Source organism: Nocardia sp. NBC_01327, assembly GCF_035958815.1.
Taxonomy (GTDB): Bacteria; Actinomycetota; Actinomycetes; order Mycobacteriales; family Mycobacteriaceae; genus Nocardia.
This window is the reverse complement of the sequence record NZ_CP108383.1, coordinates 7,713,197-7,737,242: the sequence shown is the minus strand read 5'-3', so window position 1 is coordinate 7,737,242 and position 24,046 is coordinate 7,713,197. Positions and strand designations below refer to the sequence as shown.

Genomic DNA, 24,046 nt, shown 5'->3' with positions numbered 1-24,046 from the left:
CTGAGCGGTCACAAACCTCGTCTCGGCGGCAAAAAATGCAGTCCGGGTACGAACTTTGACCGCTCAGGCCGACGTCTTGGATGCGTTGTCCGGCGGACACAGCGGTGGTCGGAGTATCGTCGGACGCTGATAGCGGAGATCGCGCTTGATTGTTGGTGCGTATCAACGGTTTTGGAATCTGCGGGGGCGGCGCAGCGCATTACGGGGGTCGGATTGTTGAGAATGCGGTGATGGCCGTAGTGGTCCGAGCTGCGGGCACCGGCGATATCGATGCCATCGCAGGCGTGCTTGCGACGGCATTCGACGATGATCCCTATGTCGGGTGGTTGCTTCCGAACTCCGAGTCGCGGGTGGCGCGAGCCACGCAGATGTTCATCGCCCTGACCCGATATCACCTGCTGCACGGGCGTGTCGATGTTGCCGTCGACGCCGCCGGCACTGTGCAGGGCGCGACCCTGTGGACGCCACCCGGTCGTTGGCGGCACACCCTTCGAGCGCAGCTGAGCATGATGCCCGGCCTGTTACGGGCATTCGGCCCGCGTATCCCGTGGTTGGGGCTGGCGGATCGCCGCAAGCAGCGGGTGCACCCGAGCGAGCCGCACTGGTACCTGCAGGCAATCGGTACATCACCGGGTGTGCGCGGGCTGGGCTACGGTCGCTCGCTACTGCAGTCGCGACTCGCTCCTTGTGACCACGACGGCGCCTCCGTCTACCTGGAAACCAGCAATCCTGGAAACCTCGGCTACTACGAGCGTTTCGGATTCAAGGTTTTCGATGAGATCACGATGCACTTCGGTGGTCCGCGAGTGTGGTTGATGTGGCGATCCCCGAGCCCTCCGGCGAATTCGCCGGCCGTTGAGCTTCTATAGGGGCATGGACATCAAATTCTTGTTCTCGGGTGTGGCTGTGACGGACTTTGCGAGCTCGGTCGACTGGTACACCCGACTTTTCGGGCGTGCGGCCGATGTACTCGTGACACCGGGGGTCGAGGTGATGTGGCAACTGACCGATACGGCGCTGGTGTACGTCGTGGTCGATCCAGATCACGCCGGTCGGGCGCTGGTGAATATCGCGGTGTCGGATTTGGATGCAGAGGTAGCCGAAATCGCTTCGCGCGGAATCGATCCCGGGCCGCTGTTCCGTGTCGGGCCGGAGGGTGCGGGGGGACGTAAGGCGCCCTTCACCGATCCGGACGGCAACTCGGTATTCGTCATCGAGATCGCGGGGTAGTCGTGGGCGACTGACCTCTGGGTTGCCTTACGCCGCAGGTCAATCGGATGCGGGTCGCAGATTGTTCATGAGCAGGCCGAGGGCGAACTCGAAGCGGTCTTGTCCGGTGCCGGAGATCAGCTCCGCGGCGTGGCGTCGCGTCTGCGGGAATTTCTCGGCGGGCAGTGCGGAGAAGCGGTCCAGTAGTTCCTCATGGCTGAGCACCCATTCCTGATCCTGGTGCCGGCGCCGTTGCTGGACCAGTGACTGTTCCAGCGCATAGGCGCTGACGTAGAGGGACAGCGCGTCGCGGGCCCATCCGGCCGTCCTGGGTTCGATGCCGCCCGCGAGCAGGATCGCCAGGATTCCTTCGCCGACCCGCAGTGTTTCCAGATTGGTCGACACCATGGCCAGCGCGGCGCGCGAGACTCCGGGGTATTTCAGGTAGAGGTCGCGGATCTGCGTGTACACCCCGAGCAGTTGCTCGCGCCAGACGGCCGAATCCGGTTCGGGGAGTACAACTTCGGCGTAGAGCCTGCCGATCAGCAGATCGTCGATATCGTCCTTGTTGACGATATGCGCGTACAGCGACGACGGGCCGGTGCCGAGCACGGTGGCGACCCGGCGGATGGTCAGCGCGTCGTACCCCTCGGTGGCGACGACTTCCAAGGCGGCATCGGTGATCCGCTGGACGGTGATGGGCTGCTTACGTGGCGCCGGCGCGGCGGCCTCCGCTACGGGTTGGGCGTGGCGCGCTGCGCGGCGTTGGCGGGGATCGGCGGGCATGCCGACCACTATAGCTTGACACGAACTTAGTTCGTTCTGTAGAACTTAGATCGTAAGAAACGAACTAAGTTCGTCTCAATGTCCCGGAGGTGTGTGATGCGAGTTTCCGTTATCGGAGCCGGCCTGGGTGGTCTGGCTCTCGCGCAGGGTCTGCGTGGAGCCGGGATCGAGGCCGACGTATTCGAACGTGACACCGGGATCATCGCCCGGTTCCAGGGCTACCGGCTCGTGCTGAACCCGATCGGTTTCCAGTCCGTGCGCGACTGCCTGCCGACGCGCTGGCATCCGCTGCTGGACGAAATCGTCATGGACGCCTCCGCCGACCAGCTGATCTTCGACCCGCAGCTGAACGAGATCGGCAGGCTCGGCGCGGGCCGGACGGGCATCGTGGTCGACCGGCAGGTATTGCGACACCTGCTGCTGACCGGCCTCACCGTGCACACCGACGCCGCGCTGACCGGCTACGACGTACTGGCCGACGGCAAGGTCCGAGCCCGGTTCGCGCGCCGCGATCCGGCCATCGCCGATCTGCTCGTCGGCGCGGACGGCGTCACCTCGGCGGTTCGCGGGGTGTTGTCGCCGCAGACCACCCCGACCGATACCGGCGTCCGGTTCGTCATCGGCCGCACCCCGCTGACCGACGAGTTCGCCGGCCTGTCCAAGGCGTACGGCTCGAAGATCAGCGGCGACGGCGTCAGCCTGCTGCTCGGCGCGATGCGCTTCCGCACCCCGCCGAAGCAGGCCGCCGAACAACTGGCCCCCGAAGTCACGCTGCCCGACATCGGCGACTACGTGCGCTGGGCCATGATCCTGCCGCCGAACGGCTCGCTGGAAGACCTGACCGCGCAGGACGCCGTGCTGTCCAGAATGCAGGGCTGGCACCCGGAGCTGCGCGCGCTGATCGAGCAGGCCGACCCGGACAACAGCGCGCTGCTGTCCATCCGCGTGGTCAAGCCCGGTGAGCGCTGGGCGCCCGGCCCGGTCACGCTGCTCGGCGACGCGATCCACGCCACCTCTCCGACCGGCGGCAATGGTGCGAATACCGCGCTGCGCGATGCGGACCTGTTGCGCCGCAGCCTGATCGAAGCCGGCGAAGGCCGCCGGGATCTGCGCAGCGCGGTCGGCGACTACGAGCGGCAGATGTTCGAATACGGCGCCGAGGCGGTGCGCAGCAGTCTCGAGAAGCTGCCCGCCTTCGCCCCTGACGCGAAACTGTCCTGACGCCGAATTCTCGAGCCGCCTGCGGGAGAACCTATTCCGGAGCCTGGAAGCCGCCGATCCGCTGCTCGAGCAGTTCGGCCAGCCGCAGCGGAGTCCGGTCCTCGTACATCGGGCCGATGAGCTGCACTCCCACCGGCAGGCCCTCGGGGGATCGGCCCGCCGGGATGGCGGTGGCGGGCAGGCCGGGCATGGTCGCCAGGCCGGCCCAGACGAGCTGGTCGAAGTACGGGTACCCGACGCCGTCGATATCGATCCGGCGTTCCAGCGGATTGGGATTGTGGTCGTGCGGGAACGCGGGGGTCGGCGTGATCGGGCACACCACGACATCGAACTCGGCGAACAGCTGCCGCCAGCCGTGGCGGTGGAGTTCGCGACGGTTGTTCGCCTCGAGCCAGTCGCGGAGGCTGAACACCATGGCGCGCAACCGAGTCGCGTCGAGACTCTGATCGTCCGCGCTCAGTCCGGCAGCGCGGGTCTGCAGCTGCTCGTACGATTCGACGGGAAAACGAGCGATGGAGCTCGCGAACATCAACTGCGTGTAGAGCGTCGCGGCCTCGGTCAGATCGGGCAGCAGCGGACTGTGCCGTTCGACGCGGGCGCCGGCGTCGGCAAGCGCATCGGCCACCCGGTTCACGCCCGCCCGCACGGCGGACCCGGTGGGGATGAGCGGATGATCCTCGAGGACAAGGACAGTGAAGTCGGCGAGCCGCTCGTGGCGCGGGGCCGGCAGCGCCAGATCGTAGGCGACGCCGCGTGTCAGTGGGTCCGGTCCAGCCATCACATCGAGTAGTAGCGTGAGGTCGCGGGCGGTGCGCGCCATCGGGCCGACAACGGCCAGGTCGAGGTCGAGCGGCAGTGCCGGTTCCGGCGGCGCGACCATACCGCGGTTCGCCACCAGCCCGAGTGTCGGCTTGTGTGCGTAGACGCCACAGAAATGCGCGGGGGTGCGCAGCGAACCGGCGATATCGGAGCCGATGGACAGCGTGCCGAACCCGGACGCCAGGGCCGCCGCCGATCCGCCGGAGGACCCGCCCGACGTGCGATCGTGATCCCACGGATTGTTGGTGGTGCCGTAGATCTCGTTGAAGCTCTGGATATCCTGCAGTCCCAGCGGCACATTGGTCTTACCGAGTATCACCGCCCCGGCGGCCCGGAGTCGCGACACCTGTACCGCGTCCTCGGCGGGCATGTAGTTCGCGTACTGCGGCATGCCCCAGGTCGTGGGCAGCCCGGCGATGTTGTAGCACTCCTTGACCGTCACCGGAATGCCGAGCAGCGGCCGATCCTCGCCGCGGGCGAGCGCCTCGTCGGCGCGGCGCGCGGCGGCCCGCGCACGGTCGAAGTCCGGTACGCAGATCGCGTTGATCGCCTTGTCGTCGCGCTCGATACGAGCGATCGCCTCCTCGGTCAGTTCCGCCGAGGTCACCTCACCGGCACGCAATGCGGCCGAAAGCTCTTCTACTGCAAGAAAACTCCATTCCATGAATTCGACGCTATCGAACTGCCTCGAAAGCCATAAAATGTCATTTCGCACAACGGGAATGTCGATCGGGCCGCCTTCACTGACGAACTCACGCGCTTGTCCTGCCGTCGAAGACGGCCCGCCCCAGGTCACGGTGTCGGCGCGGCTTGATTCCATTCGCCGAAGGCACGAAATGCTATTCAGCACAACGGGACAGATATCTCAATACTCCCCCCGTTCACCGATCTGTCAGCAGCGCATGATGCCCACGGATCCGTCCAAGCTGGTGTGGAACAGCTCGCAGACCAGATGGTTCAGGGTCTGATAGGCAGAACCGGTACGCGCCCCGAGAATCCCCGACGCCGAATCCGCCGACCCCATGGGTATCCCCGAATCAACAGGTTGCATCGCACCGGCCGGTGCCGCCTGCGCGGGCCCTGCCAGCACCGCGACCGGGGCGCACAATGCGGCAGCCACGGCAAAAGCTCCGACGAGTTTCTTCGAATTCATAAGGACCCCACAATGTCTCGAACCTGGCGCGAGTTCTCGAACCCCGGTGCGAGCCAGTATTCAACCCGCACCTCACTTCAGACAGCCCCGACAGTCGATGCCCCCGATCTTCGGGGCTCCGGCGTGAATTCATTGCAGCCCAGGGAGTTCCGAGCCTCGGCCGGAACTGATCAGGCCGCTGCCGCGCCGAGGCCGAGGGCCACTGCGACCGGGATCAGATAGAGGATGGGGAAGGCCACGGTCTTGTAGGAGCGAGCCCGCAGGACGGTGATGACGGCTCCGACGAAGTAGAGGATGATGCCGATGGCTGCGGCGATGCCGATCTGGTGGCTGTAGAGGCCGGCGATCAGGCCGATCGCGCCGAGGGCCTTGATGATCCCGAGCGGGGTCCACCAGGATTGCGGCACGCCGTATTCGACCAGCGGATCGACTACGAAGGCGGCGCGGCGCAGCAGCGAGACGGCGGAGAAGCCGACCCAGAGGGCGGCGGCAATGGTGACGGCGATGTACGCGATGTGCATGACTGACTTCTTTCTAACGTTCGTCGATGATTTCGCCGGTGCGGACGGTGGCGTCCGTAATGGCGCTCAGTAGTGGGTAGGCCCATGAACTGCCGAAGGCGGCGAGCATCTGCTCGGCCGATGCCCAGCGCCAGGTGTCGGTGTAGGTGCCGTCGTCCAGGCGGGTGAATCGGGTTTCGGTCAAACCTGGGTGGCTGCTGCGGATCTCGTCGATCAGGACAGCGCGTTGGGCCAGTAGTGCGCACAGCTGATCGGATTCGACGTGATAGCTGTGTACTCGGACAACCGGCACGGCAAAGAATCCTTCCTGCTTCCTCCGTTGTCGTGGTGACTACGAATAGCCTCACATCGAGCGGGGTCAGCAGGTAGTGCGCACACCACCGGTTCCGGGTGCATCATCCACGGTCGCGACTATGCATTCTGCATAGTCTGCGCTGGGCACCGCTGCCGTCAGCAGGAATTCGTGCTGCTGTATCGCTGTGGTGAAGGTGCCCCCCGCATCGGCCACGCGGGATCGCATATTGCGCAATCCTTGTCCGTCGGTTCTGCCTGCGGCAACGCCGTTGTTTCGAATACTCAAGTGCAACTGGTTATTTCGCTGAAGGCAAATGATCTCGACAGTGGTGGCGCTACTGTGCCGCAGGATATTGGTGACTGCTTCCCGTGCCACCGGTATCAATATCGTGGCGGCCGGTTCCGGCAGTCCGGTCCTGCACGTCAGCTCGACGCGAATGTTGTTGTCGGTCAGTACTTCTGCGGCAGTGGTCAATTCGTCGAACAGTGACTGCCGGGGGCCCATCAGCCGGGTATCGCGCTGCGCATTGGCCGCGATGCGCAGCGATTCGTCGATTTCGGCTGCCGCGCGCTGCGGATGGTAGGGGATGAGTTCCGCGACGAGATCGCTCTTGAGGACCAGCACCGAGAGTGTGAGGCCGAGCAGATCATGGATATCGCGCGCCACCCGCAGCCGCTCCACCTGCACGGTCACCCGAATCAGCGCCGCGCGTGAGCGATTCAGCCCGTCCGACAGCTGCCAGAGCTGCAGCAACCCGAACAGCACCAGGGTCGCCTCCAGGCCGGGCACCACCCAGCCCACCTGAAACCCCGGCCGCGCATCGGGTTTGGTGTAGAGGGCACGCAGGGCGACCAGCGCGGCGACTTCCGCGATCGCCCGGATTCCGGGCTGGGTCAGCAGCACCGCTGTCGCCAGCAGGATCAGCCACGCCGACCAGGAGGCGCCCAGCCAGGGGAGCGGGATCAGGACGATGGCTGCCTGGACCATCAGCATCGGGGTGGCGAAACGGGGCCGGAACAATTGTGCCAGGAGCAGTCCGGACAGCGCGGCCCCGCCGCATGCCATCGCCACCCGGTTGTCGGTGCTCTCCATGGTCAGCCGGGCAGTCCAGGCGAACAGGCTGGTGACCAGGGCGAGCATGGCCAGCCGGGGTGCCAGCCGGGCCACCGGTTCCGGATCGCCTGGCGCACTGTCGAGTTCACTGTGCAGCATGGCTGTCGACCGGACTGTCTCGATCATCGTCCGGGTCGCGGTGGCCGCGCGGCGAATGGTGTCCCGGGCGTGCGCGGGTTGCTCGGTGAGCTGCCGGCGTGCGGCGCGGAGCAGGTCCATGACGCTGCTGAGCTGCTCACCCAGTGCGACCCGCAAGGTGCGGGCGACCTGCAGGCGTTCCTGAGCCAGTGTCACCCGTGCCAGTTCGTCGTTGGTCGCGGTCAGCCGATCCACCAGTTCCGGTAGCCGCAGCAGGCTGTACACCACCAGTCCGATGGCCGCGGTGGTGAGCGCCGCGTAACCGGAGCCCGCGAGATCGGTCCGCCAATTGCCGTGCACGAATCCCGAACTCGCGACAATGCCGAGGAAGACCGGCCACTTCGCGCGGGCAGGCAGAAATCTCAAGGCGGTAGCGGCAATCAGGCAGTCGAGATTTGTCGCGGCGCCGTCGAGGGCGATCGGCAGGTAGGTCAGTGGAACCTGGGCCGGAAGGATCCACCAGCGGTTCGAGGCCCGTGGCTCTGCCGCCACGAGCAGTATCGCCAGGCCCGCACAGCAGACGACGGTCGCCACACTCGCCCCGCCCACGAACACGGAGAGGGTGAAACAGACCAGGAACAGATACCCGGTCGATCTTGGCAATGGCGACACGCCGATGATTGCATACGAGAACGGCTACAGGAGCAACTCGACGCTGTTCCGGATGGGGAGTGAGTGCGCATGATCAGGGTCCTGGTTGCCGAGGACATGCGACTGCTCCGCGACACCCTGGTGGCCTCGCTGGAGTTCGAGGACGATATCGAGGTCGTCGCAGCCCTGGATCGTGGCGAGCGCATCGTGGCCAGTGCCGTTGCCGAACAGGCTGATCTGGCGATTATCGATATCGACCTGCCCGGCAAGGACGGGCTCACCGCGGCCGCGGAACTGCGCGAGCACTACCCGGACTGCCGCGTGCTCATCCTCACCGCCCTCGCCAACCCCGGCCACCTGCGCCGCGCGGTGCAGGCAGGCGTCGGTGGATTCGTGCTGAAGGACAGCCCCAGGAACGCGCTGCTGCAGGCGATCCGGACCGTCGCCGCGGGCGGTGAGGTACTCGACTCGGCACTGGCTTCCGCAACACTGCGTACCCCCGCTAATCCCCTCACCGACCGCGAGGCCGAAGTGCTCCGCCGATGCGCCGCAGGCGCCGACCCCAAAGAGATCGCTGCTCAACTGCATCTGTCCTACGGAACAGTCCGCAACTACCTGGCCGCCGCCGTCACAAAACTCCAGGCCCGCAACCGCGTCGATGCGGTCCGCCTGGCCTCCGATGCGGGCTGGTTGTAGCTGTTTCCGCTACCGGGGTTGTGCTCGCGCGTCCAGCTTGGCGATCAGGCGGTGCCCGAGGGTGAGGAAGGTTTTTTCGACCTTGTGGTAGGTCAGGGTGGCCAGGGCGATCGAGCCGAATACCCAGAGGCAGAAGGTGAGCCAGGCTGCGGGTATTCCGGCGATCGATACCGGGCACTTGGGTAGGAAGTTGATCGCCAGGGCGTGCACGAAGTACAGGGAGTAGCTGATCCGTCCCAGGAACAGCAAGGGGCGTGGGAAGGGGTATCGGCGCAGCAGGAGTGCCGCCGCGAACAGGAGGTAGGAGGCAACCATGGTGATGCCGTACTTCTTCCAGATGACGACGGCGCCGCCCACCGGTTCCAGGTCGGGCCGCTGCAGCAGTGCGAGTCCGATGATCGCGCAGAGGGCGAGGCCGAAGACTGCCCAGCCGAGTTTGGCGGAGACCTCGCCCGCTGTCATCCGGTACATCACCGTGCCGACGAACATCGTGGCGAAGATCGCGGCGGAGTACCCGGACGGCCCAGGTTGGTTGAGCACCAACGGGATAGCGAGCGCTGCGAGTAGGACCGCGGCGGCGGCCGAGCGCCTGGTGGCCGCTCGGCGGGCGAAGAACACCGCGACCACTGCCGTCGCAACCACGACGGTCAGGCGAGTGGCGAGGGTCGCGTCGGAGCCGTTGACCATCGAGATCGGCAGGAACAGCGCGGCGAGAAAGATCGAACCGATCGCGAGCACGGCCAGGGGCACCGATCGGCGGTTCAGTCTGCCGATGAACAGCAGCGATACGAACATGTAGAAGACCAGCTCGTAGGACAGGGTCCAGGCGACGATGACCATCTGCGAGTTCGGGCCACTGAGGAACCAGTGCGCCATAGTGAAATTCGTGACGAGGTTCCATGCGGGGCTGGCCATCCATCCGGGCGGACCACCGTATACGCCCACGGCATGCAGGATCAGCGCTGCGATCAGGCAGCCCCAGAACAGCGGGAACAGCCGGAAGAACCGGCCCACCCAGAACGCCCCCAGCGACCGCCCGCGCTCCAGCGATGCCGGAATGATGAAGCCGCTGACGATGAAGAAGACCACGACCCCGAACACGCCGGCCCCGAAGTATTCCGTCGAGAATCGTATATAGCCTGGCCACAGCACTTCTGAACAATGGTGGATCACCACGGCCAATGCCGCCAGACCGCGCAGCGCGTCCAGAAATTCGAACCGGCCGCCACGGGTCCGTACCTTGTCTTCGACCGGCGCGTTCGAATCCGCAACAGCCTCTTCAGATGTGGTCACGCCGTATTCCCCCAAAAAATTCGAACAAGATCAGCCAAAACATAGCCAGCGATCGTGACCGGCGTCGAACCGGCCCGTTCACTGGATGCCGCACTCGATCTGCCGCGCCGTTCGCCCCGGGGACGAAATCTCCTGCGGAGGAGCGCACTTCGATCACGGTCGAATGGCGCGCAACGCCGCATTATGCGCATGCGTCATCAAACGCTGGCAATGGCAGCAATCTTGCGCGGGGTAATGGTGATCAGCCTTCTCCCTCGGCCCGCGGTGCGTCCGACCGCCCCCGCCGCAACAGCAATGTCGATGTACTTGTACCTGCATGCCTAGTCGGCGGTACCCCACGGTCTGGTCATCGGTAGGCGAGTCGGGCGACCGCGACGCGGTCCAGCAGGCCGGTGTCGCGGCGCCATGCGCGGATGGTGGGTGTGGGGAGGGTTCGCGCTAGTTCCTGTAGCGCCGTGCGCATCTCGAGGCGGGCCAGGCTGTCTCCCAGGCACCAGTGCATGCCCAATCCGAAGGCGATGTGCCGGGTGGAGTGCGCGCGTTCGGGCTGGAAGGTGCCGGCGTCGGGGCCGAATACCGCCGGATCGCGGTTGGCCGCACTCAGTGCGAGTTGGATCGGCTGGCCGGCGCTGAGAGTCGTACCAGACGTGAGGGTGATCTTGTCGGTGGCGTACATCGGGACCAGGGTGAAAGGTGTTGTGTAGCGGAGGGTCTCGTGCGTGACCGCCTCGAGCCAGGGAGTATCGGCCGCGGCTGCCGCCTGGAGCAGATCGAGCTCGATGATGAGGCCGATGAGAAGGGAGATGGCTGTCGCCGTGGTGCTCAACCCGGCGGCCCAGCAGCCCCAGACCAAGGCATCGCGCTCGTCCCGATCAATGGTTCCCGCGGCATGCGCGGCCGAAAGATCCGTCAGCAGGCCGTCTTTCGGCTCATTGTCGAACAGTCCCTGGAAGAATGCGCGCAGCTCTGGCGACTCCGGTTCGAGCGCCTCGAACCCCGGCCGCCGTTCGTAGGCTTCCACTTCCTCCCGGACGATGTCCGCCACGTCCAGCGGCAGCCCCAGCAATGACGAAACAACTCGCGACGACAGCGTGGTGGCGAACTCCACCAGATCGAACTCACCCGAAGAGTTTTCGACCCCTTCGCGAAGCCCCCTGGCAGCCAAATCGCGGACCGTCGTCTCCAGCTCCGCGATCGATGTTCTGCCGAAGTGTTTGGCGAGCAGTCCATGCAACACCGCGTGCCTGCCCGGCGAGCCGTCCAGCCTCTCCTCGCCCTGAGTCCACGGAAAAAGCATATTCAGGTGCGGTCGCGCCGGCATCGGCACACCCAACCCCCCGACGAACTCGAGCAGATAACTGAAATCTGTTGTGAACGCCCCCTTCTTCTCCCACCGAAAGATCTCGACAACATCCGCCATCCGCGTGAAATGCAGCACCCCCTGCTCCTCGAACGGCTCGCCCGCCGTATAGAAGCGTGAATCACGAGGCAGATCAGAAGGTTTCATTGGCTACTCCTCCGGACGTGGCCGACCAGGCGTGATGGCCCACTCCCATACTGCCGCTCGATCCCCGCATCACACGGCCGAACGAGCGAGAGCCTCAGCTTCCATCGTGTTCAATGCACAAACCCCCACCCCGCTGCTGAGGGTGAGGGTCGCTGGGCGTCGGAGGGGTGGCTTCAGACTGTGGCTAGGGCGGGGGTTGTCCGGGTTGCTCTGTGCTGGACGGTGAAAGTGGCTAGGACGCAGAGGATTGCGACTGCGAAGCAGGCCAGGGTGTACCAGAGGTTGCCTATGGGGTCGCCGTTGGGGGTTTTGCCGTCGACGGCGTTGAAGAAGTCGGGGAGGGCTGTGGCCCAGAGGAATGCGAAGACGATCAGGTAGGCCGCGCTGTAGTAGCGGATGAGGTTGTTCGTGTAATGGGGGGTGTCGGCGGGGTCTTGGCGCAGGCGCTGCCATTGGCGGAAGAGGACTACGGCGGCTACCGCGCTGAGGATGATCAGTTCCGCGGCGTAGAGGACGCCGCCGGCTGTGGTGCTGAATGAGCCGGCGATGGTGGCGGGGAGGGGCAGGATGAAGGTGCCCAGGGAGGCTAGGAGGCCGATTACTATTGTGCGCCAGGTCAATTGGAGGCCGGTGAAGCTCCGGCCCCGGTCCACGTGGCGGCCGGCGAACCAGTAGACGCAGAAGGCCAGGGACATCGGCCACAGGGCGGCGAATACCACCACGCTCGGCAGGGGCACCGAATCGAAGAAGGGCTGGTTCAGGGAGTTCTTGGTGGACCATTCCCACCAGCGGAGCTGGGGGCCGAGGTGATCGAAGATCTCGTAGAAGGCGTGGTGCACGAAGCCGACGCAGACCGCGCCGACGAAGGCGCCGTATTGCTTGAAAACGCCCAGCATTCGGACGATTTCGTAGGCCACCGTCGCCATGAACGGGTAGATCGCCACGATGTACAGCGGCAGGCGGCCCCAGAGGAAGTCCACCGTGAACACATTGTGCGCGAACATGGTGTCGACGTGACCGCTGATGCCGAACGCCGCGGGGAAGTACAGCGGGGGTTCGATGATGAAAAGGTATGCGGTGGCGCCGAACCAGAGCACCAGGTTGGTGGGATCGCCGCGGCGCAGGCGCACGATGGCGAGCACGAGCGCCAGGATCGAGCCGAGTATGACGGTGCATTCGAGCACCGGCAGGGTCCAGTTCTCCAGCCCGAACGGATTTCGGAACTCGACGAGGCCACCGGCCTGCTGACAGGAGAACCCGAGCGACTTCGCCAGCTGGTCGAAGGTGGGTGCGCAATGGTCGGACATCACTGCACCTTCGCATCCGCGGTGTACCAGCGCGAGACGTCGTATCCGGCGTCGTAGCGCTTGAACCACACATCCGCCAGGGCCGGCAGTTTCTCGTGTGCGGGATTGTGTTTCGGCAATTGGCTGCGAATGATGCCGCGCAGTGCGATGAGCTGCTCGCCGAGGGGGAGGGCGTCGAACGCGCGCAGCATTGGGCCGGTGTTCTGCGGTGTCAGGCCGGGCAGCCATCTGCGCAGGTGCTGCTTGTTCCGGTACTTGGCGAACATGGCCTCCGCGTCGACCTTCCGATCTTCCAGCGGCACATGCTTATTGAAGCCCGCACAGGCGATTGCGACGACCTTCAGCACATGCTTGAAGATCGATGGAGCCATGCGCATCCGGTAGAGATCGCTGCCGACAACGGAATCGAAGATGATGAGCGCGGAACTGCGATGCTCGACCTCCTCGACGAAGTGCCAGATGAACAGGGAGGCGACGCGATCGTCGCCGGGCCGGAAAAGAGCGGCCTCATTGTCGAGCATCAGCTTGAACACCGAGGTGAACGTCGCCTCCAGATCGGCGGTGTAGGCCAGCCGATAGTTCGGCGACGTATTCGCGGTGAGCCGGTCGAATTCGCCGATGACCTCATCCAGCGTTTCCTGCAGTCCCGGATGGCTCCGGATCAGCCCGCGCACATGCTGGCGGTGGGCGGTGGAGTGCTGCCCCTCCTGCCGCATGAAGGCATCGGCCTCCTCGGCGACTTCGGGATCGGTGATCACGGGCTTCAGTTGCGTGATCAGCTGCACGATCATCTTCTCGAAGCCGATGGCCAGGAACGAGACGGCATTGGCCATGCTCGAAAAGGCCGGATTCTCCTCGTTCCAGAGGAAGGGGACGTCGTAGTCCTCGAAGGCGAAATTCATCTTCCGCACAACCAGATCAGTCATCTGGTCAACATACAAACATACAGAGAAACGTACAAGTGTATGATTGCCTCGATCAGCGAGGCATGCGACGGAGATGCGACAACCCCCTGGTAGCGTCGGCGCAGTGGCAAGAAGGCGCGGGTGGGGCGGCAGTCCGCCGGAGACCGATGACGAGGCATCGCGTCGAATCGTCGCTGCCGCAGTCGAATTGATCGGCCGCACCGGCTCGGAAATCAGCATTGCCGATGTCGCCGAATCCCTGGGCGTCATTCGCCAGACGGTGTACCGCTACTTCCCGAGCGCGGATGCGCTCATGCGCGCCTCGGCGATCGCCTCGGTCGACGGCTACCTGGATCGGCTGGCGCAGCAGGTGAAGGGCATGGAAGATCCGGTCGAAGCCATGACCGAAGCCGTGGTCTACACCCTGACGCAGGTGCACCGGACCCCGCACCTGGGCATTCTGCTCTCGGCCACCTACTCCAGCGTCCATCCCGAAGGCATCACCTCCGAGGAGGCGCAGGCCTTTGGCATGACCATGATCCGGCGCTTCGACGTCGACTGGGAGCACTACGGCTACAACGACGAATCACTGCACGAACTCGTCGAATACCTGCTGCGAACCATGCAGTCGTTCTTCATCGCCCCGGGCAATCCGCCGCGCAGCGATGCCGATCTCCGGCGCTATCTACGCCGCTGGATGGGCTCCGCCATCATCGCTCAGGCGCAGGCGGGACGTATTGTGGAGGCTGGGCGGCAGTAGCTGGTCGAGGAGGCGGTCGTGGGCTATCGGGCAGAGCTCGAGGGAACGGCGGCGCTGCGAGTCGCCATCGAATTCACCGCCGCGGCACGGTCGCTCGCTGTCAGCTGGGCCCCGGATACCGCCTCGGGCGCGCGCTGTAAGAAGCTCGAGTACGCGCGAATCTTCCTGGTGGCCTTGGGAACTGAGCCGCAGCGGACATACCTCGACATAGTGGACCGACATCCCGCGACCTTGCTGCACCTGCCGGAAGCGCTGCCCGCCGGTGAGTACGCGATCGAGATCGACGCCTACGGCAGTGCGAGCTGGGGTGACGGGCGGCTGGACGCCCGCGGGCGCAGCGCCTCCTTCGCCGTCGTATAGAGGGCAATGCAGATTATCTGCAACAAAACTATGATGGCGGCATGACCGCATTGGCGCCCGCGCGTACCGAACCGGACCTGTCGTATCTGCTCGACCACACCAGTCATGTACTGCGCACCCGGATGGCGGCGGCGCTCGCGGAGATCGGGCTGACGGCGCGGATGCACTGCGTGCTGGTGCACGCGCTCGAGGACGAGCGCACGCAGGCGCAGCTCGCCGAGCTCGGGGATATGGACAAGACGACCATGGTGGTGACCGTGGACGCGCTGGAGAAGGCGGGGCTGGCCGAGCGCCGGCCGTCCAGCGCCGACCGGCGGGCGCGGATTATCGCGGTCACCCCGAAGGGGGCGGAACTCGCCGGGCGCAGCGCGAAAATCGTCGACGGCGTCCATCGGGAGGCGCTGGAGGCACTGCCGGTGCGGGAGCGCGAAATTCTGTTGAAGGCGCTCAATCGCCTGGCGGACGGCCATCTTTCGACTGCGGCGGAGGCCTCTACGGCCCGCCGGGCGCGGCAATAGTCCGTTGGAGATTGTCTGCAACGGAACTATCTAGTACGGTCTCTCTTGTTGGTTCGAACAGGAGAAGACCATGACTGTGTCCAAACGTATTGCCCTCGCGGTGCTCTCGGCCGCCGCGCTGATGACGATTCTCGACGGCAGTATCGTGACCGTGGCGATGCCCGCGATCCAGCGCGATCTCGGGTTCACGGCCGCCGGATTGAGCTGGACCGTCAATGCCTATCTGATCGCGTTCGGCGGCCTGCTTCTGCTGGCCGGGCGGTTCGGTGACCTGATCGGGCGCAAGAAGATGTTCCTGATCGGGAACACCGTCTTCACCGGCGCCTCGCTGCTGGCCGGCGCGGCGACAAGTCCCGGCATGCTGATCGCCGCCCGCTTCCTACAGGGTGTGGGCAGTGCCATCGCCGCCTCGGTGGTGCTCGGCATTCTGGTGACGATCTTCACCGAGAACCGCGAACGGGCAAAGGTCATAGGCGTTTTCAGCTTCACCGGAGCCGCGGGCGCCTCGATCGGGCAGGTGCTCGGCGGGGTGCTGACGGACGCGCTGAACTGGCACTGGATCTTCCTGATCAATGTGCCGATCGGCGTGCTGACCGTCGCGGTGGCGATCAAGGCGCTGCCCGCGGACCGCGGGGCAGGAGTGGCCGCGGGCGCCGATGCGCTCGGCGCGCTGCTGGTGACCGCCGGATTGATGCTCGGCATCTACACCGTGGTCAAGGTCGAGCAGTACAGCTGGTTGTCGGTGCACACGCTGGGTTTGGGCGCGGTGTCCCTGGCTCTGCTGGTCGCCTTCGTGCTGCGTCAGAAGACGGCGCGGACCCCACTGCTGCCGCTGCGGATCTTCCACTCGCGCAATGTTTCCGGAGCGAACCTGGCGCAGATGCTGACATTGTCGGCCATGTTCGCCTTCCAGATCATCGTCGCGCTGTACATGCAGAAGGTGCTCGGTTACAGCGCCCTGCAGACCGGTCTGGCCATGCTGCCCGCGGCCCTGGCGATCGGCGGAGTCTCGCTGCTGGTGTCCGCACGGCTCATCACCCGATTCGGTGAGCGCACCGTGCTGATCGCCGGATTGGTGCTGCTGCTGGGCGGAATGCTCTGGCTGATACGACTTCCCGTGCACGCCTCCTATGTCCCGGATCTGCTGCCGATGATGGTGCTGATCGCCGGCGGTGGTCTGGCGCTGCCCGCGCTGACGGGATTGGGCATGTCCGGCGCGGCCGCCGATGACGCCGGACTCGCCTCCGGACTGTTCAACACCACCCAGCAGGTCGGAATGGCGATCGGGGTCGCAGTGCTGTCCACCCTGGCCGCCTCGCGCACCGGAAACCGTGTGGTCGCAGGCGCTTCCGAGGCGGCAGCACTGACCGCCGGTTACCGGCTCGCCTTCGCGGTGGCCGCCGGACTGCTGGCCACCGCGCTGGTCGTCACATTCACCGTGCTGCGACGTCCCACTGCCGCAATGGATTCCGCTCCGGATCAGCTAGTCGCAGCTGCCTAGTCAGAGGCGTTCGTAGAAGCCGTCGATTCGGGCCTTCGCGCCGGCGGTCGCGGCGGCGAGGACATCACGGGGCTTGGCGGACTCCGGGGACTTACCGCCGACCTCGGTGATCGTGGTCGTCAGGGCGAAGAGCTGGAAGGTGTAGCGGTGCGGGCCATGTCCTTTGATCGGTGCGGGACCCTGATAGCCGCGACCCATTCCGGAGCGGAGCACCCGCACGCCAGGCGTCGCGGTGCCGGTCTGCAGCGCGCCCTGCGGCAGTGCGGTGAGCGCCGGGTCCAGCAGTGCCACGCAGTGCACGAAGGGCAGACCGGTCGGCGCATCGGGATCCTCGACCACCAGCAGTAATTGGGCCGCGTCGCCGGGGACTCCCGACCAGATCAGCGCGGGGGAGAGGTCCTGGCCGCCGATCCGCTTCGAAGCGTGGATCTTGTCGAGCACGCTTTCGTGATCGAAGTCGGGGCTGGTGAGCTCGAAGGTCTTGCCTCCGGCCAGATTAGGTAGATTCGACGCCAAGCCGTCCTCGCCCGCACGACGGTTCTTGAGCAGCTTTCCGATGATGGCCAAGAGAAACTCCCTGGGATAGAGCGGTTTTCACAGCTTCCGTGCATCCGCGGGAAGGGGCAGGGGCCACACGAAGCGGTAGATCTCCACCGCAGGCGATGAGGTCGTCCGTCATCGTCTTCCTCCACCGACAAGAAGTACAGTCAAACTGTGCAGTTTGACTGTACTTCATGGGGTGGGTGACTGCCGAATCAGCTGACGGTGAAGGAGAACGTCGGCGCCGTGCTCGCTCCCTTCGTGGCGTCGTAGGCCACCACGTAGGTGCCGGGGCCCGGAGCCGGGACCACAAAATCGACGAAATCCTTGGCATTGTCGATGGTTTGGCTCCGCGCGAGCAACTCATTGATCGGCGAGCGATCGTCGGCCGTGAGGGACTGGCCGTCCGGTGTCTTGACGCTGAAGTATTCGGTGAAGATATTCAGCCCGCCATCCGAAATCCCGGTCCCGCCAATGATCTTGATATGCAGCGCGAGATCCATCTTGCCGTGCTCGTTCTTGGTGTAACTGGGCGATAGTGTGCCGCCGGTGATTTGGATCGTGGTCTGATCCTGAACCAGCGTGCCATTCACGTCCAGGGTCTTCGGCGCAATGCTGTCCACCTTGCCGTCGGCCTGCAGCGGAATGGTGGTCTGGTTGTCCGCGGCCTGGCCGTAGACCACCGAAATGGTATCGAGCAGGTGCTGCGCATCGCCCAGCTTCTGTACTGAGGTGGTGATATCGCCTGCGGCCGAACCCTTTCCGGGCACGGTCGGATTATCGAAGCTCGCCCCCGCGTCGACTTCCTTGCCGACCTGCAGATACGGGTTCTCGCTCAGCGTCTTGTTGTCGGTGGTGTTGTTCTTGTAGGTGAGGTCGATCCGGACCTTGGCCCCGCCGTACTGGTCCGGCACGACGGTCGCCTTGTCCACCGTGATGTCGAAGCCGTCGTACCAACCGGTCTTGCCGACGGTGCGAACCGTGGCCTGACCATTGGCGGCGGCGGTGGTTTCCCCCGGCTGGCCGGTGCCCATCGGCGCCGCGGCTTCGGAGGTCGGGCCGGCCTTGGTGTCCTTGTCATTGCACGCGGTAAGTAATAGTGCGGATGTGCCGATGAGCATCGCTGCCCCGATGCTGCTGAAAATACGGCGCTTTCGCGCCACCGGAATCGACGATTTCATGATCGATCGCACGCTGCCTCCCAGAAGATTTACAATCTCAGTGCGCGTCGCCCGGAGCTTCCGGACGAATTATTCGCAATGAAATCTTCCTGGAGTGCCCGACCGTTAACCGAGTGATTGTCGTCACGTGATGATCACGACTTCGGCTACGCTGTGGCAACCGGTCTGGGCCATTCCCGTGGATGATCAGCGCGGTTAGCCTGTTTGCGTGGCACTATCGGCCCGCACGGGCGCTCAGGGAAAGTCCGTCTCGGCACGAGAATTGTTCGCACAGCGGTTGTCTGAACTGTTCGAGGCGGCGGGAAATCCGACGCTGGATCAGGTGGTGCGGATGACCAAGGTCCGGATGCGCCGCACGCAGGGACTGCCGACAATCCAGCGCCTCAGTGATTGGCGGTCCGGGAAGAATGTGCCGGCCAAGTTCTCCTCACTGGAACCGGTGCTGGCGACGCTGATCTACCTCACACAGCAGAAGCGTGATCAGGTCGCCGGGGTGCAGTTGAATATTGTTGCCTGGCACCGGCTCTGGGAGGACGCCGTGGTGGAGGCCGGCGCCGGATCGGTGGCCGCGCCGGTGCCGCAGCAGTCGATCCCGCCGCGCCTCACCCTGACCGACACCCTCCCGCGTGATGTGGAAACACTCATCGGCCGCGAGGATGAATTGCAGCGCATTCTCGCGGTCGCCGGGGCCGAGCGGGTGGTGTCCATCCACACCATCGACGGTATGCCCGGAATCGGCAAGACCGCCTTGGCAACTCGGGCCGCACACCGGCTCGCGGACCAGTTCCCGGATGGTCGCTTCTTCGTCAATCTGCATGCCCACACCCCCGGGCATGTCACCGCGAAGCCCGCCGATGTGCTGGCCGGGCTGCTCACCGATCTGGGCACGGACCCGCGCAGCATTCCCGACAGTCTCGACAATCGCCGCAGCATGTGGCGAGATCGGCTGGCGGGCAAGCGAATTCTGCTGGTGCTGGACGACGCCCTGGACCACGCCCAGGTGGAGCCGCTGCTGCCCAATGGGCCCGGCTGCCTGACCCTGATCACCAGCCGGCGGCGACTGGTGGCACTGGACGGTTCGCAACCCTTCGCACTGGACACCTTGGATCCGGCGAAGGCCGGTGAATTGTTCTGCACGCTCGCGCGCCGCACACCCAGCGCGGACGAACGCCCTGCGGTCGCCGACATCGTCCGGCTGTGCGGATATCTGCCGCTGGCCATCGTGCTGCTCGCCAGCCGCCTGGCGCATCATGCCTCCTGGACCATTTCCGGTATGGCCGCGGATGTCGCGACGGCACAGGATCGCCTGAGCGAGCTCGAAGCCGGGGAGCGGGCCGTCTACGCGGCCTTCACCATGTCCTATCGGGATCTGCCGCCGGAGCGGCAGCGCCTGTTCCGCCGCCTGAGCCTGCACCCCGGTCAGGATATCGATACGCACGCCACCGCGGTGCTGGACAGCATTCCGGTGAGCGCCGCGCGACGAGAGCTGGACGCGCTCTTCACCGATCACCTGCTCGACGAACCGGCGGGCGGGCGCTATCGGATGCACGATCTGCTGCGGGAGTACGCCGTCGCGCTCGTCGCGGCCGATCCGGTCGAGGACCGGCGCGAGGTCGTGGAGCGGCTGCTGGATCACTACCAGCACCTCGGGGAGGGTGCGGATCGCTATCTGGCCGGGCAGCTGCGCCCGGCGGCCGATACCGGTGCGCCGCACTTCTCCGACCGCGCGCAGGCGCTGGCGTGGCTGCGGGCCGAGCGGGGCAATCTGCTCGGCTGTCTGGAATATGCTGCCTCCCAGCATCAGTCGGCCCGGGTGGTCGGGCTGACCAGCGTGCTGTCCGGGCTGCTGCGGCTGGACGGGCCCTGGCCGCTGGCCATCAAACTGCATCGGCGCGCGGCCACCATTGCCGAGCACAGCGGCGATCTGGTCGGCGCGGCCGATGCGCTCAGCGATCTGGGCATGGTCCGATACGCGACCGGTGACTATCCGGGGACCGCGGATCTGGTGCGGCAGGCGCTGGTGAGCTATCAGGAGATCGGGGACCGGATCGGGCAGGCCCGGGCGCTGAGCAGCCTGGGGCGCTTGGGATATGCGACCGGTGACTATCCCGCGACGGCGGATCTGGTGCGGCAGGCGCTGGCGATCTATCAGGAGAGCGGCGATCGGCGCGGGCAGGCCTACGCCCTCATCGGACTCGGCGTGGTGCGCTACTCGACGGGCGACTATCCGGGGACGGCGGAACTGCTCCGGCAGGCCCTGGGCATCTTCCGGGAGATCGGCGACCGATTCGGCGAGGCCCACGCGCTCAATGAGCTGGGCGTGCTGCGGTATTCGACCGGCGACTACCCGGGCGCGGTGCGGCTGGTGGAGGAGGCGCTGGCCATCTACCGGGATATCGGGGATCGCTTCACCGAGGCGAACGCGCTCGAGGATCTGGTCTCGGTGCGCTTCGCGACCGGCGACTATCCCGATGCGGCCGAACTGGTCCGGCAGGCGCTGGCGATCTATCGGGACGTCGGTGATCGGCTGGGGGAGGCGTACGCCCTGTGCAGCCTCGGCCGGCTGCGGCACGCCACCGGCGACCTGCCCGGCGCGGCCGCGCGCATGGAGCCCGCACTGGCCATCTTCGCCGAAATCGGCGATCGGGTCGGGCAGGCGTACACCGTCAATGATCTGAGCCTGGTGCAGTATTCGACCGGTGACTACGCCGGCGCGGCCGATCGTATGGAGCAGGGGCTGGCCATCTTCACCGAGATCGGTGATCGGGTCGGGCAGGCCTACACGCTGATCGTGCTGGGGCTGGTGCGGTATGCCGGTGGTGAATACGACCGCGCGGGCGATCTCATGCAGCGGGCGCTGGTGATCTTCCGGGAGATCGGTGATCGGGTCGGTGAGGCGTACGCCCTCTGCAGTCTGGGCCGGCTGGAGTACGCGGCGGGCGATCTGCCCGGTGCGGTGCGGCGGGTGCAGCGGGCCCTGGACATCTTCCGCGAGATCGGTGATCGGGTCGGTGAGGCCTATGCCCTCAGCAGTCTGGGCCGATTGCGTTTCGCCACCGGCGATGCGGCCGGAACCGATGCGCTGGTGCAGGAGGCGCTGACCATCTATCAGGAGATCGGCGACCGGTTCGGGCATGCCTTCGGACTGGGCGGCCTGAGCATTCTGCGGAATTCGACCGGTGATTTCGCCGCCGCGACGCAGCTCGCCGAACAGGCCGTGGACATCTTCCGCGATATCAATGATCGTGTCAGCCAAGCGTATTCGTTCATCGGCCTGGGCCTGCTGCGCTACCAGGCGGGCGATCTCGCGGGTGCTGCCGAACTGGTGGAACAGGCGCCCGCGCTGTTCCGCGAGATCGGCGACCGCCTCGGCGAGGTGTACGCCTTCATGGGGCTGGGGCTGGTCCGGTACAAGGCCGGGGACTACGCCGGGGCCGCGGACCTGGTGCAGCAATTGCTGGCCACCTTCCGGGAGATCGGCGAACGTCCCGGCCAGGCCGAACTGCTCGACAAGCTCGGCGCGCTCTGGGAATTCAGCGCGCCGCAGGATGCGGTGGTGTCGTATGTCGATGCCACCCGGCTGGTGCGCGAGATCCAGGTGCGCTGGAAGAAGCGCCGCGTCTGGCGGGATCTGCCGGTGCCCGATACCGCTAGGTAGTCGTCCCGGCGCGATCGGCGGCCTGGCGGCGGATCTTCCAATCCCGGTGCTGCAGGCCCAATTCGGTGACCGGGTCCGCGCCGTTGATCCACTCGCGGGCGATGTGGTGCCAGTTCGCGGTGGCGCGCAGCTGGCCCAGCGTGGCACAGGTCCAGAAGTCGACGCGGCGGGAGAACAGGTGCTCCGGCGGCAGGTACTGCCGCCGCATGCCGTCGAATTCGGTAATGCGTGGATCGATGGCGTGCAGGAAGGCGCCGGAGGCCAGTTCGGGGGTGATCGGGAGTTCCTCGTCGACCAGACACCATTCGGCGGCCGAGAGCACGTAGTTGTAGCACTCCTCGGCGGTGACGGCGGAGTGCTCGTCGATGACGCCGCGCTCGATCATGAGCCGGAACAGCTCGTCGTACTCATCCTCCGCGGCGGCGCGCAGGCAGGTGGCCTCGAACGCTATGTGCTCCGGGGCCATTCGCTTGTACAGGCCGAAATCGAGGAAGACCACGCGGCCGTCGGCGCGCAGCAGCACATTGCCCGGATGCGGATCACCGCAGAACTCGGCGAGCTCGAACAGGGAACCCACATAGAACCGGTAGATGATCTCGCCGATCCGATCGCGCTCGGCATCCGGGAGCTGTCGCATGGCGTCGAAATCGATACCGGGGGAGTATTCGGTGACCAGCACGCGGCGGCTGCTCAGTTCCGGAAACGCCTGCGGCACAGTGATGAACGGGTGACCGGCGTACATGGTCGCCACATGGTGCTGGGTGTTCGCCTCGACGGTGTAGTCCAGCTCCTTCTCGAAATTGGTGCGCAGCTCGTCGAGCACCGCGAGCGTGAAGCCCGGCAGCGCGACCTGCTGCAGCATGACGCGCAATAGCCCCAGATTCCGCAGATCCGCGCGCACCGCCAGATCGATGCCGGGGTACTGGACCTTCACCGCGACCTCGGTGCCGTCGAAAAGCGTTGCGCGATAGACCTGTCCGATCGATGCGGCGGCGATCGGCTCCGGATCGAACTCGGCGAACACCTGCTTCAGGGGTGCGCCGAGGTCCTCCTCGATGACCTCGCGCATGGCATCGAAGTCGACGCTGGGCGCATGATCGAACAGCACCGCCAGCCGGCGCTGGAATTCCTCGCGCTGGCGGGGCGGGACCAGCTCCAGATCGAGCAGCGACAGCAGCTGCCCGAGTTTCATTGCCAGGCCCTTCATCTCGCCGAATACGCCCACCAGCTGTTCGGCCAGGCGCAGCACCGATTCATCGGCCATCCGGGCCCGGACCTCGGCGGAACGGCCGATCATGGACAGCTTGGTGCGGCGTTTGCGCACCGCCTGCGCGGCGACCACGGCGCCCAGTTTGGAACCCCGCGCCAGGCGGGAGGTCGATACCGGCTTCGATCCGGTCATTGCCGATCACCCCACTCCAGTGCACCCAGGAAATCCCGTAGGACCCCGGCGAATTCACCGCGACGCAGACCGCGTTCGCGGACTTCCGGCAGACCGGCCGGGCCCCAGATCAGTCTGGCGCCCGCATCGTCCTCGATCACGAAAATGTCCCACGGCTCGAAGGATTCGGTGCGCGGGCCGACGAAGAACGGCCAGTAGCGTGCGCCGTCCGCCGCGATCTGCGCATCGGAGCGATCGTCGTCGGCGAACAGGGCCGCGGTGACGATATGCGCCACCTCGGGCGCGGGCAGCGCCATCAGGGCCGGACTGCGGCGGGCGCTGTCGCACAGCAGCATGCGATCGGCCGCGGCCGCCACATCTCTGATCGCGGTATTCGGCTGATACCGACCGACCTTCTCACCGCCACACCACCACCGAATTCGACCGAACATCCAGTGTCCCAGCCCCGGTTCTAGTCCCGCGGAGCCGCCGGGCAGGCGATCGAGCTCATACTCGATCGCGAAGCGGCCACGATCTCCGACCAGCATCATCGCACCCCCTGGAGATCTTTGTCGACGATCACCACCAACCCG

Annotated in this window: 23 protein-coding genes; 9 read left to right on the top strand and 14 right to left on the bottom strand. The window is 65.7% G+C overall.

Annotated features, from left to right (window positions below):
• Positions 1 to 230 precede the first annotated feature (230 nt).
• Positions 231 to 869, top strand: coding sequence for a GNAT family N-acetyltransferase (locus OG326_RS35740; RefSeq protein ID WP_327141532.1), 639 nt, complete (start codon positions 231 to 233; stop codon positions 867 to 869).
• Between the two features lie 4 nt (positions 870 to 873).
• Positions 874 to 1,230, top strand: coding sequence for a VOC family protein (locus tag OG326_RS35735; protein ID WP_327141531.1), 357 nt, complete (start codon positions 874 to 876; stop codon positions 1,228 to 1,230).
• A gap of 39 nt (positions 1,231 to 1,269) precedes the next feature.
• On the opposite strand, the gene OG326_RS35730 is transcribed toward OG326_RS35735, so the two are convergent.
• Positions 1,270 to 1,995: a TetR/AcrR family transcriptional regulator gene (locus OG326_RS35730; RefSeq protein WP_327141530.1), complete on the bottom strand. Its 726-nt coding sequence runs from the start codon at positions 1,993 to 1,995 to the stop codon at positions 1,270 to 1,272.
• Between the two features lie 96 nt (positions 1,996 to 2,091).
• Between OG326_RS35730 and OG326_RS35725 the strand changes: the two genes are divergently transcribed.
• Positions 2,092 to 3,216 (top strand): FAD-dependent oxidoreductase, encoded by a 1,125-nt coding sequence (locus OG326_RS35725; protein WP_327141529.1) that lies wholly within the window; start codon positions 2,092 to 2,094, stop codon positions 3,214 to 3,216.
• A gap of 31 nt (positions 3,217 to 3,247) precedes the next feature.
• Here the strand turns inward: OG326_RS35725 and OG326_RS35720 are convergent, their stop codons facing one another.
• From OG326_RS35720 to OG326_RS35700, 5 genes are all read right to left on the bottom strand, one after another.
• On the bottom strand, positions 3,248 to 4,699 hold the full coding sequence (locus OG326_RS35720; RefSeq protein WP_327141528.1) for an amidase: 1,452 nt from the start codon (positions 4,697 to 4,699) through the stop codon (positions 3,248 to 3,250).
• A gap of 228 nt (positions 4,700 to 4,927) precedes the next feature.
• Positions 4,928 to 5,155: a hypothetical protein gene (locus OG326_RS35715; protein WP_327141527.1), complete on the bottom strand. Its 228-nt coding sequence runs from the start codon at positions 5,153 to 5,155 to the stop codon at positions 4,928 to 4,930.
• Positions 5,156 to 5,358: 203 nt separating this feature from the next.
• A complete protein-coding gene (locus OG326_RS35710) occupies positions 5,359 to 5,709 on the bottom strand; it encodes a DoxX family protein (RefSeq protein ID WP_327141526.1) in 351 nt (116 codons plus the stop codon).
• A 13-nt stretch (positions 5,710 to 5,722) separates the two neighbouring features.
• The gene (locus OG326_RS35705; RefSeq protein WP_327141525.1) at positions 5,723 to 6,001 is read right to left on the bottom strand and encodes a hypothetical protein; all 279 of its coding nucleotides are present in this window, start codon (positions 5,999 to 6,001) and stop codon (positions 5,723 to 5,725) included.
• Between the two features lie 66 nt (positions 6,002 to 6,067).
• Positions 6,068 to 7,867: a sensor histidine kinase gene (locus OG326_RS35700; protein WP_327141524.1), complete on the bottom strand. Its 1,800-nt coding sequence runs from the start codon at positions 7,865 to 7,867 to the stop codon at positions 6,068 to 6,070.
• Between the two features lie 69 nt (positions 7,868 to 7,936).
• Here OG326_RS35700 and OG326_RS35695 point away from each other — a divergent pair, with 69 nt between their 5' ends.
• On the top strand, positions 7,937 to 8,542 hold the full coding sequence (locus OG326_RS35695; RefSeq protein ID WP_327141523.1) for a response regulator transcription factor: 606 nt from the start codon (positions 7,937 to 7,939) through the stop codon (positions 8,540 to 8,542).
• A 9-nt stretch (positions 8,543 to 8,551) separates the two neighbouring features.
• Here OG326_RS35695 and OG326_RS35690 read toward each other — a convergent pair whose 3' ends face one another.
• From OG326_RS35690 to OG326_RS35675, 4 genes are all read right to left on the bottom strand, one after another.
• Positions 8,552 to 9,835: an acyltransferase family protein gene (locus OG326_RS35690; RefSeq protein ID WP_327141522.1), complete on the bottom strand. Its 1,284-nt coding sequence runs from the start codon at positions 9,833 to 9,835 to the stop codon at positions 8,552 to 8,554.
• 346 nt (positions 9,836 to 10,181) lie between these two features.
• Complete coding sequence (locus OG326_RS35685) at positions 10,182 to 11,342, bottom strand: cytochrome P450 (protein ID WP_327141521.1); 1,161 nt, start codon at positions 11,340 to 11,342, stop codon at positions 10,182 to 10,184.
• 173 nt (positions 11,343 to 11,515) lie between these two features.
• Positions 11,516 to 12,649 (bottom strand): hypothetical protein, encoded by a 1,134-nt coding sequence (locus tag OG326_RS35680; RefSeq protein WP_327141520.1) that lies wholly within the window; start codon positions 12,647 to 12,649, stop codon positions 11,516 to 11,518.
• Positions 12,649 to 13,575, bottom strand: a complete 927-nt coding sequence (locus OG326_RS35675; protein WP_327141519.1) for a metal-dependent hydrolase — start codon at positions 13,573 to 13,575, stop codon at positions 12,649 to 12,651. The genes OG326_RS35680 and OG326_RS35675 overlap by 1 nt, the downstream gene beginning before the upstream one ends.
• 103 nt (positions 13,576 to 13,678) lie before the next feature.
• Between OG326_RS35675 and OG326_RS35670 the strand changes: the two genes are divergently transcribed.
• The 4 genes from OG326_RS35670 to OG326_RS35655 all read left to right on the top strand — a co-directional run bounded on the left by OG326_RS35670 (position 13,679) and on the right by OG326_RS35655 (position 16,693).
• Positions 13,679 to 14,314 (top strand): TetR/AcrR family transcriptional regulator, encoded by a 636-nt coding sequence (locus OG326_RS35670; RefSeq protein ID WP_327141518.1) that lies wholly within the window; start codon positions 13,679 to 13,681, stop codon positions 14,312 to 14,314.
• Between the two features lie 18 nt (positions 14,315 to 14,332).
• Positions 14,333 to 14,674 (top strand): hypothetical protein, encoded by a 342-nt coding sequence (locus OG326_RS35665; RefSeq protein WP_327141517.1) that lies wholly within the window; start codon positions 14,333 to 14,335, stop codon positions 14,672 to 14,674.
• A gap of 41 nt (positions 14,675 to 14,715) precedes the next feature.
• Positions 14,716 to 15,192, top strand: a complete 477-nt coding sequence (locus OG326_RS35660; RefSeq protein WP_327141516.1) for a MarR family winged helix-turn-helix transcriptional regulator — start codon at positions 14,716 to 14,718, stop codon at positions 15,190 to 15,192.
• A 70-nt stretch (positions 15,193 to 15,262) separates the two neighbouring features.
• Entirely contained in the window at positions 15,263 to 16,693 is a 1,431-nt protein-coding gene (locus OG326_RS35655) for an MFS transporter (RefSeq protein ID WP_327141515.1), read from the top strand.
• Here the strand turns inward: OG326_RS35655 and OG326_RS35650 are convergent, their stop codons facing one another.
• Complete coding sequence (locus tag OG326_RS35650; protein WP_327141514.1) at positions 16,694 to 17,260, bottom strand: YbhB/YbcL family Raf kinase inhibitor-like protein; 567 nt, start codon at positions 17,258 to 17,260, stop codon at positions 16,694 to 16,696. It abuts the gene before it with no gap.
• A gap of 188 nt (positions 17,261 to 17,448) precedes the next feature.
• A complete protein-coding gene (locus OG326_RS35645; RefSeq protein ID WP_327141513.1) occupies positions 17,449 to 18,426 on the bottom strand; it encodes a hypothetical protein in 978 nt (325 codons plus the stop codon).
• A gap of 196 nt (positions 18,427 to 18,622) precedes the next feature.
• Here OG326_RS35645 and OG326_RS35640 point away from each other — a divergent pair, with 196 nt between their 5' ends.
• Positions 18,623 to 22,072 (top strand): tetratricopeptide repeat protein, encoded by a 3,450-nt coding sequence (locus OG326_RS35640; protein ID WP_327141512.1) that lies wholly within the window; start codon positions 18,623 to 18,625, stop codon positions 22,070 to 22,072.
• Here the strand turns inward: OG326_RS35640 and OG326_RS35635 are convergent.
• Positions 22,065 to 23,474: an ABC1 kinase family protein gene (locus OG326_RS35635; RefSeq protein WP_327141511.1), complete on the bottom strand. Its 1,410-nt coding sequence runs from the start codon at positions 23,472 to 23,474 to the stop codon at positions 22,065 to 22,067. The two genes, OG326_RS35640 and OG326_RS35635, sit on opposite strands and share 8 nt — an antisense overlap.
• Entirely contained in the window at positions 23,471 to 24,004 is a 534-nt protein-coding gene (locus OG326_RS35630; protein WP_327141510.1) for an Imm42 family immunity protein, read from the bottom strand. The genes OG326_RS35635 and OG326_RS35630 overlap by 4 nt, the downstream gene beginning before the upstream one ends.
• Between the last annotated feature and the right edge of the window lie 42 nt (positions 24,005 to 24,046).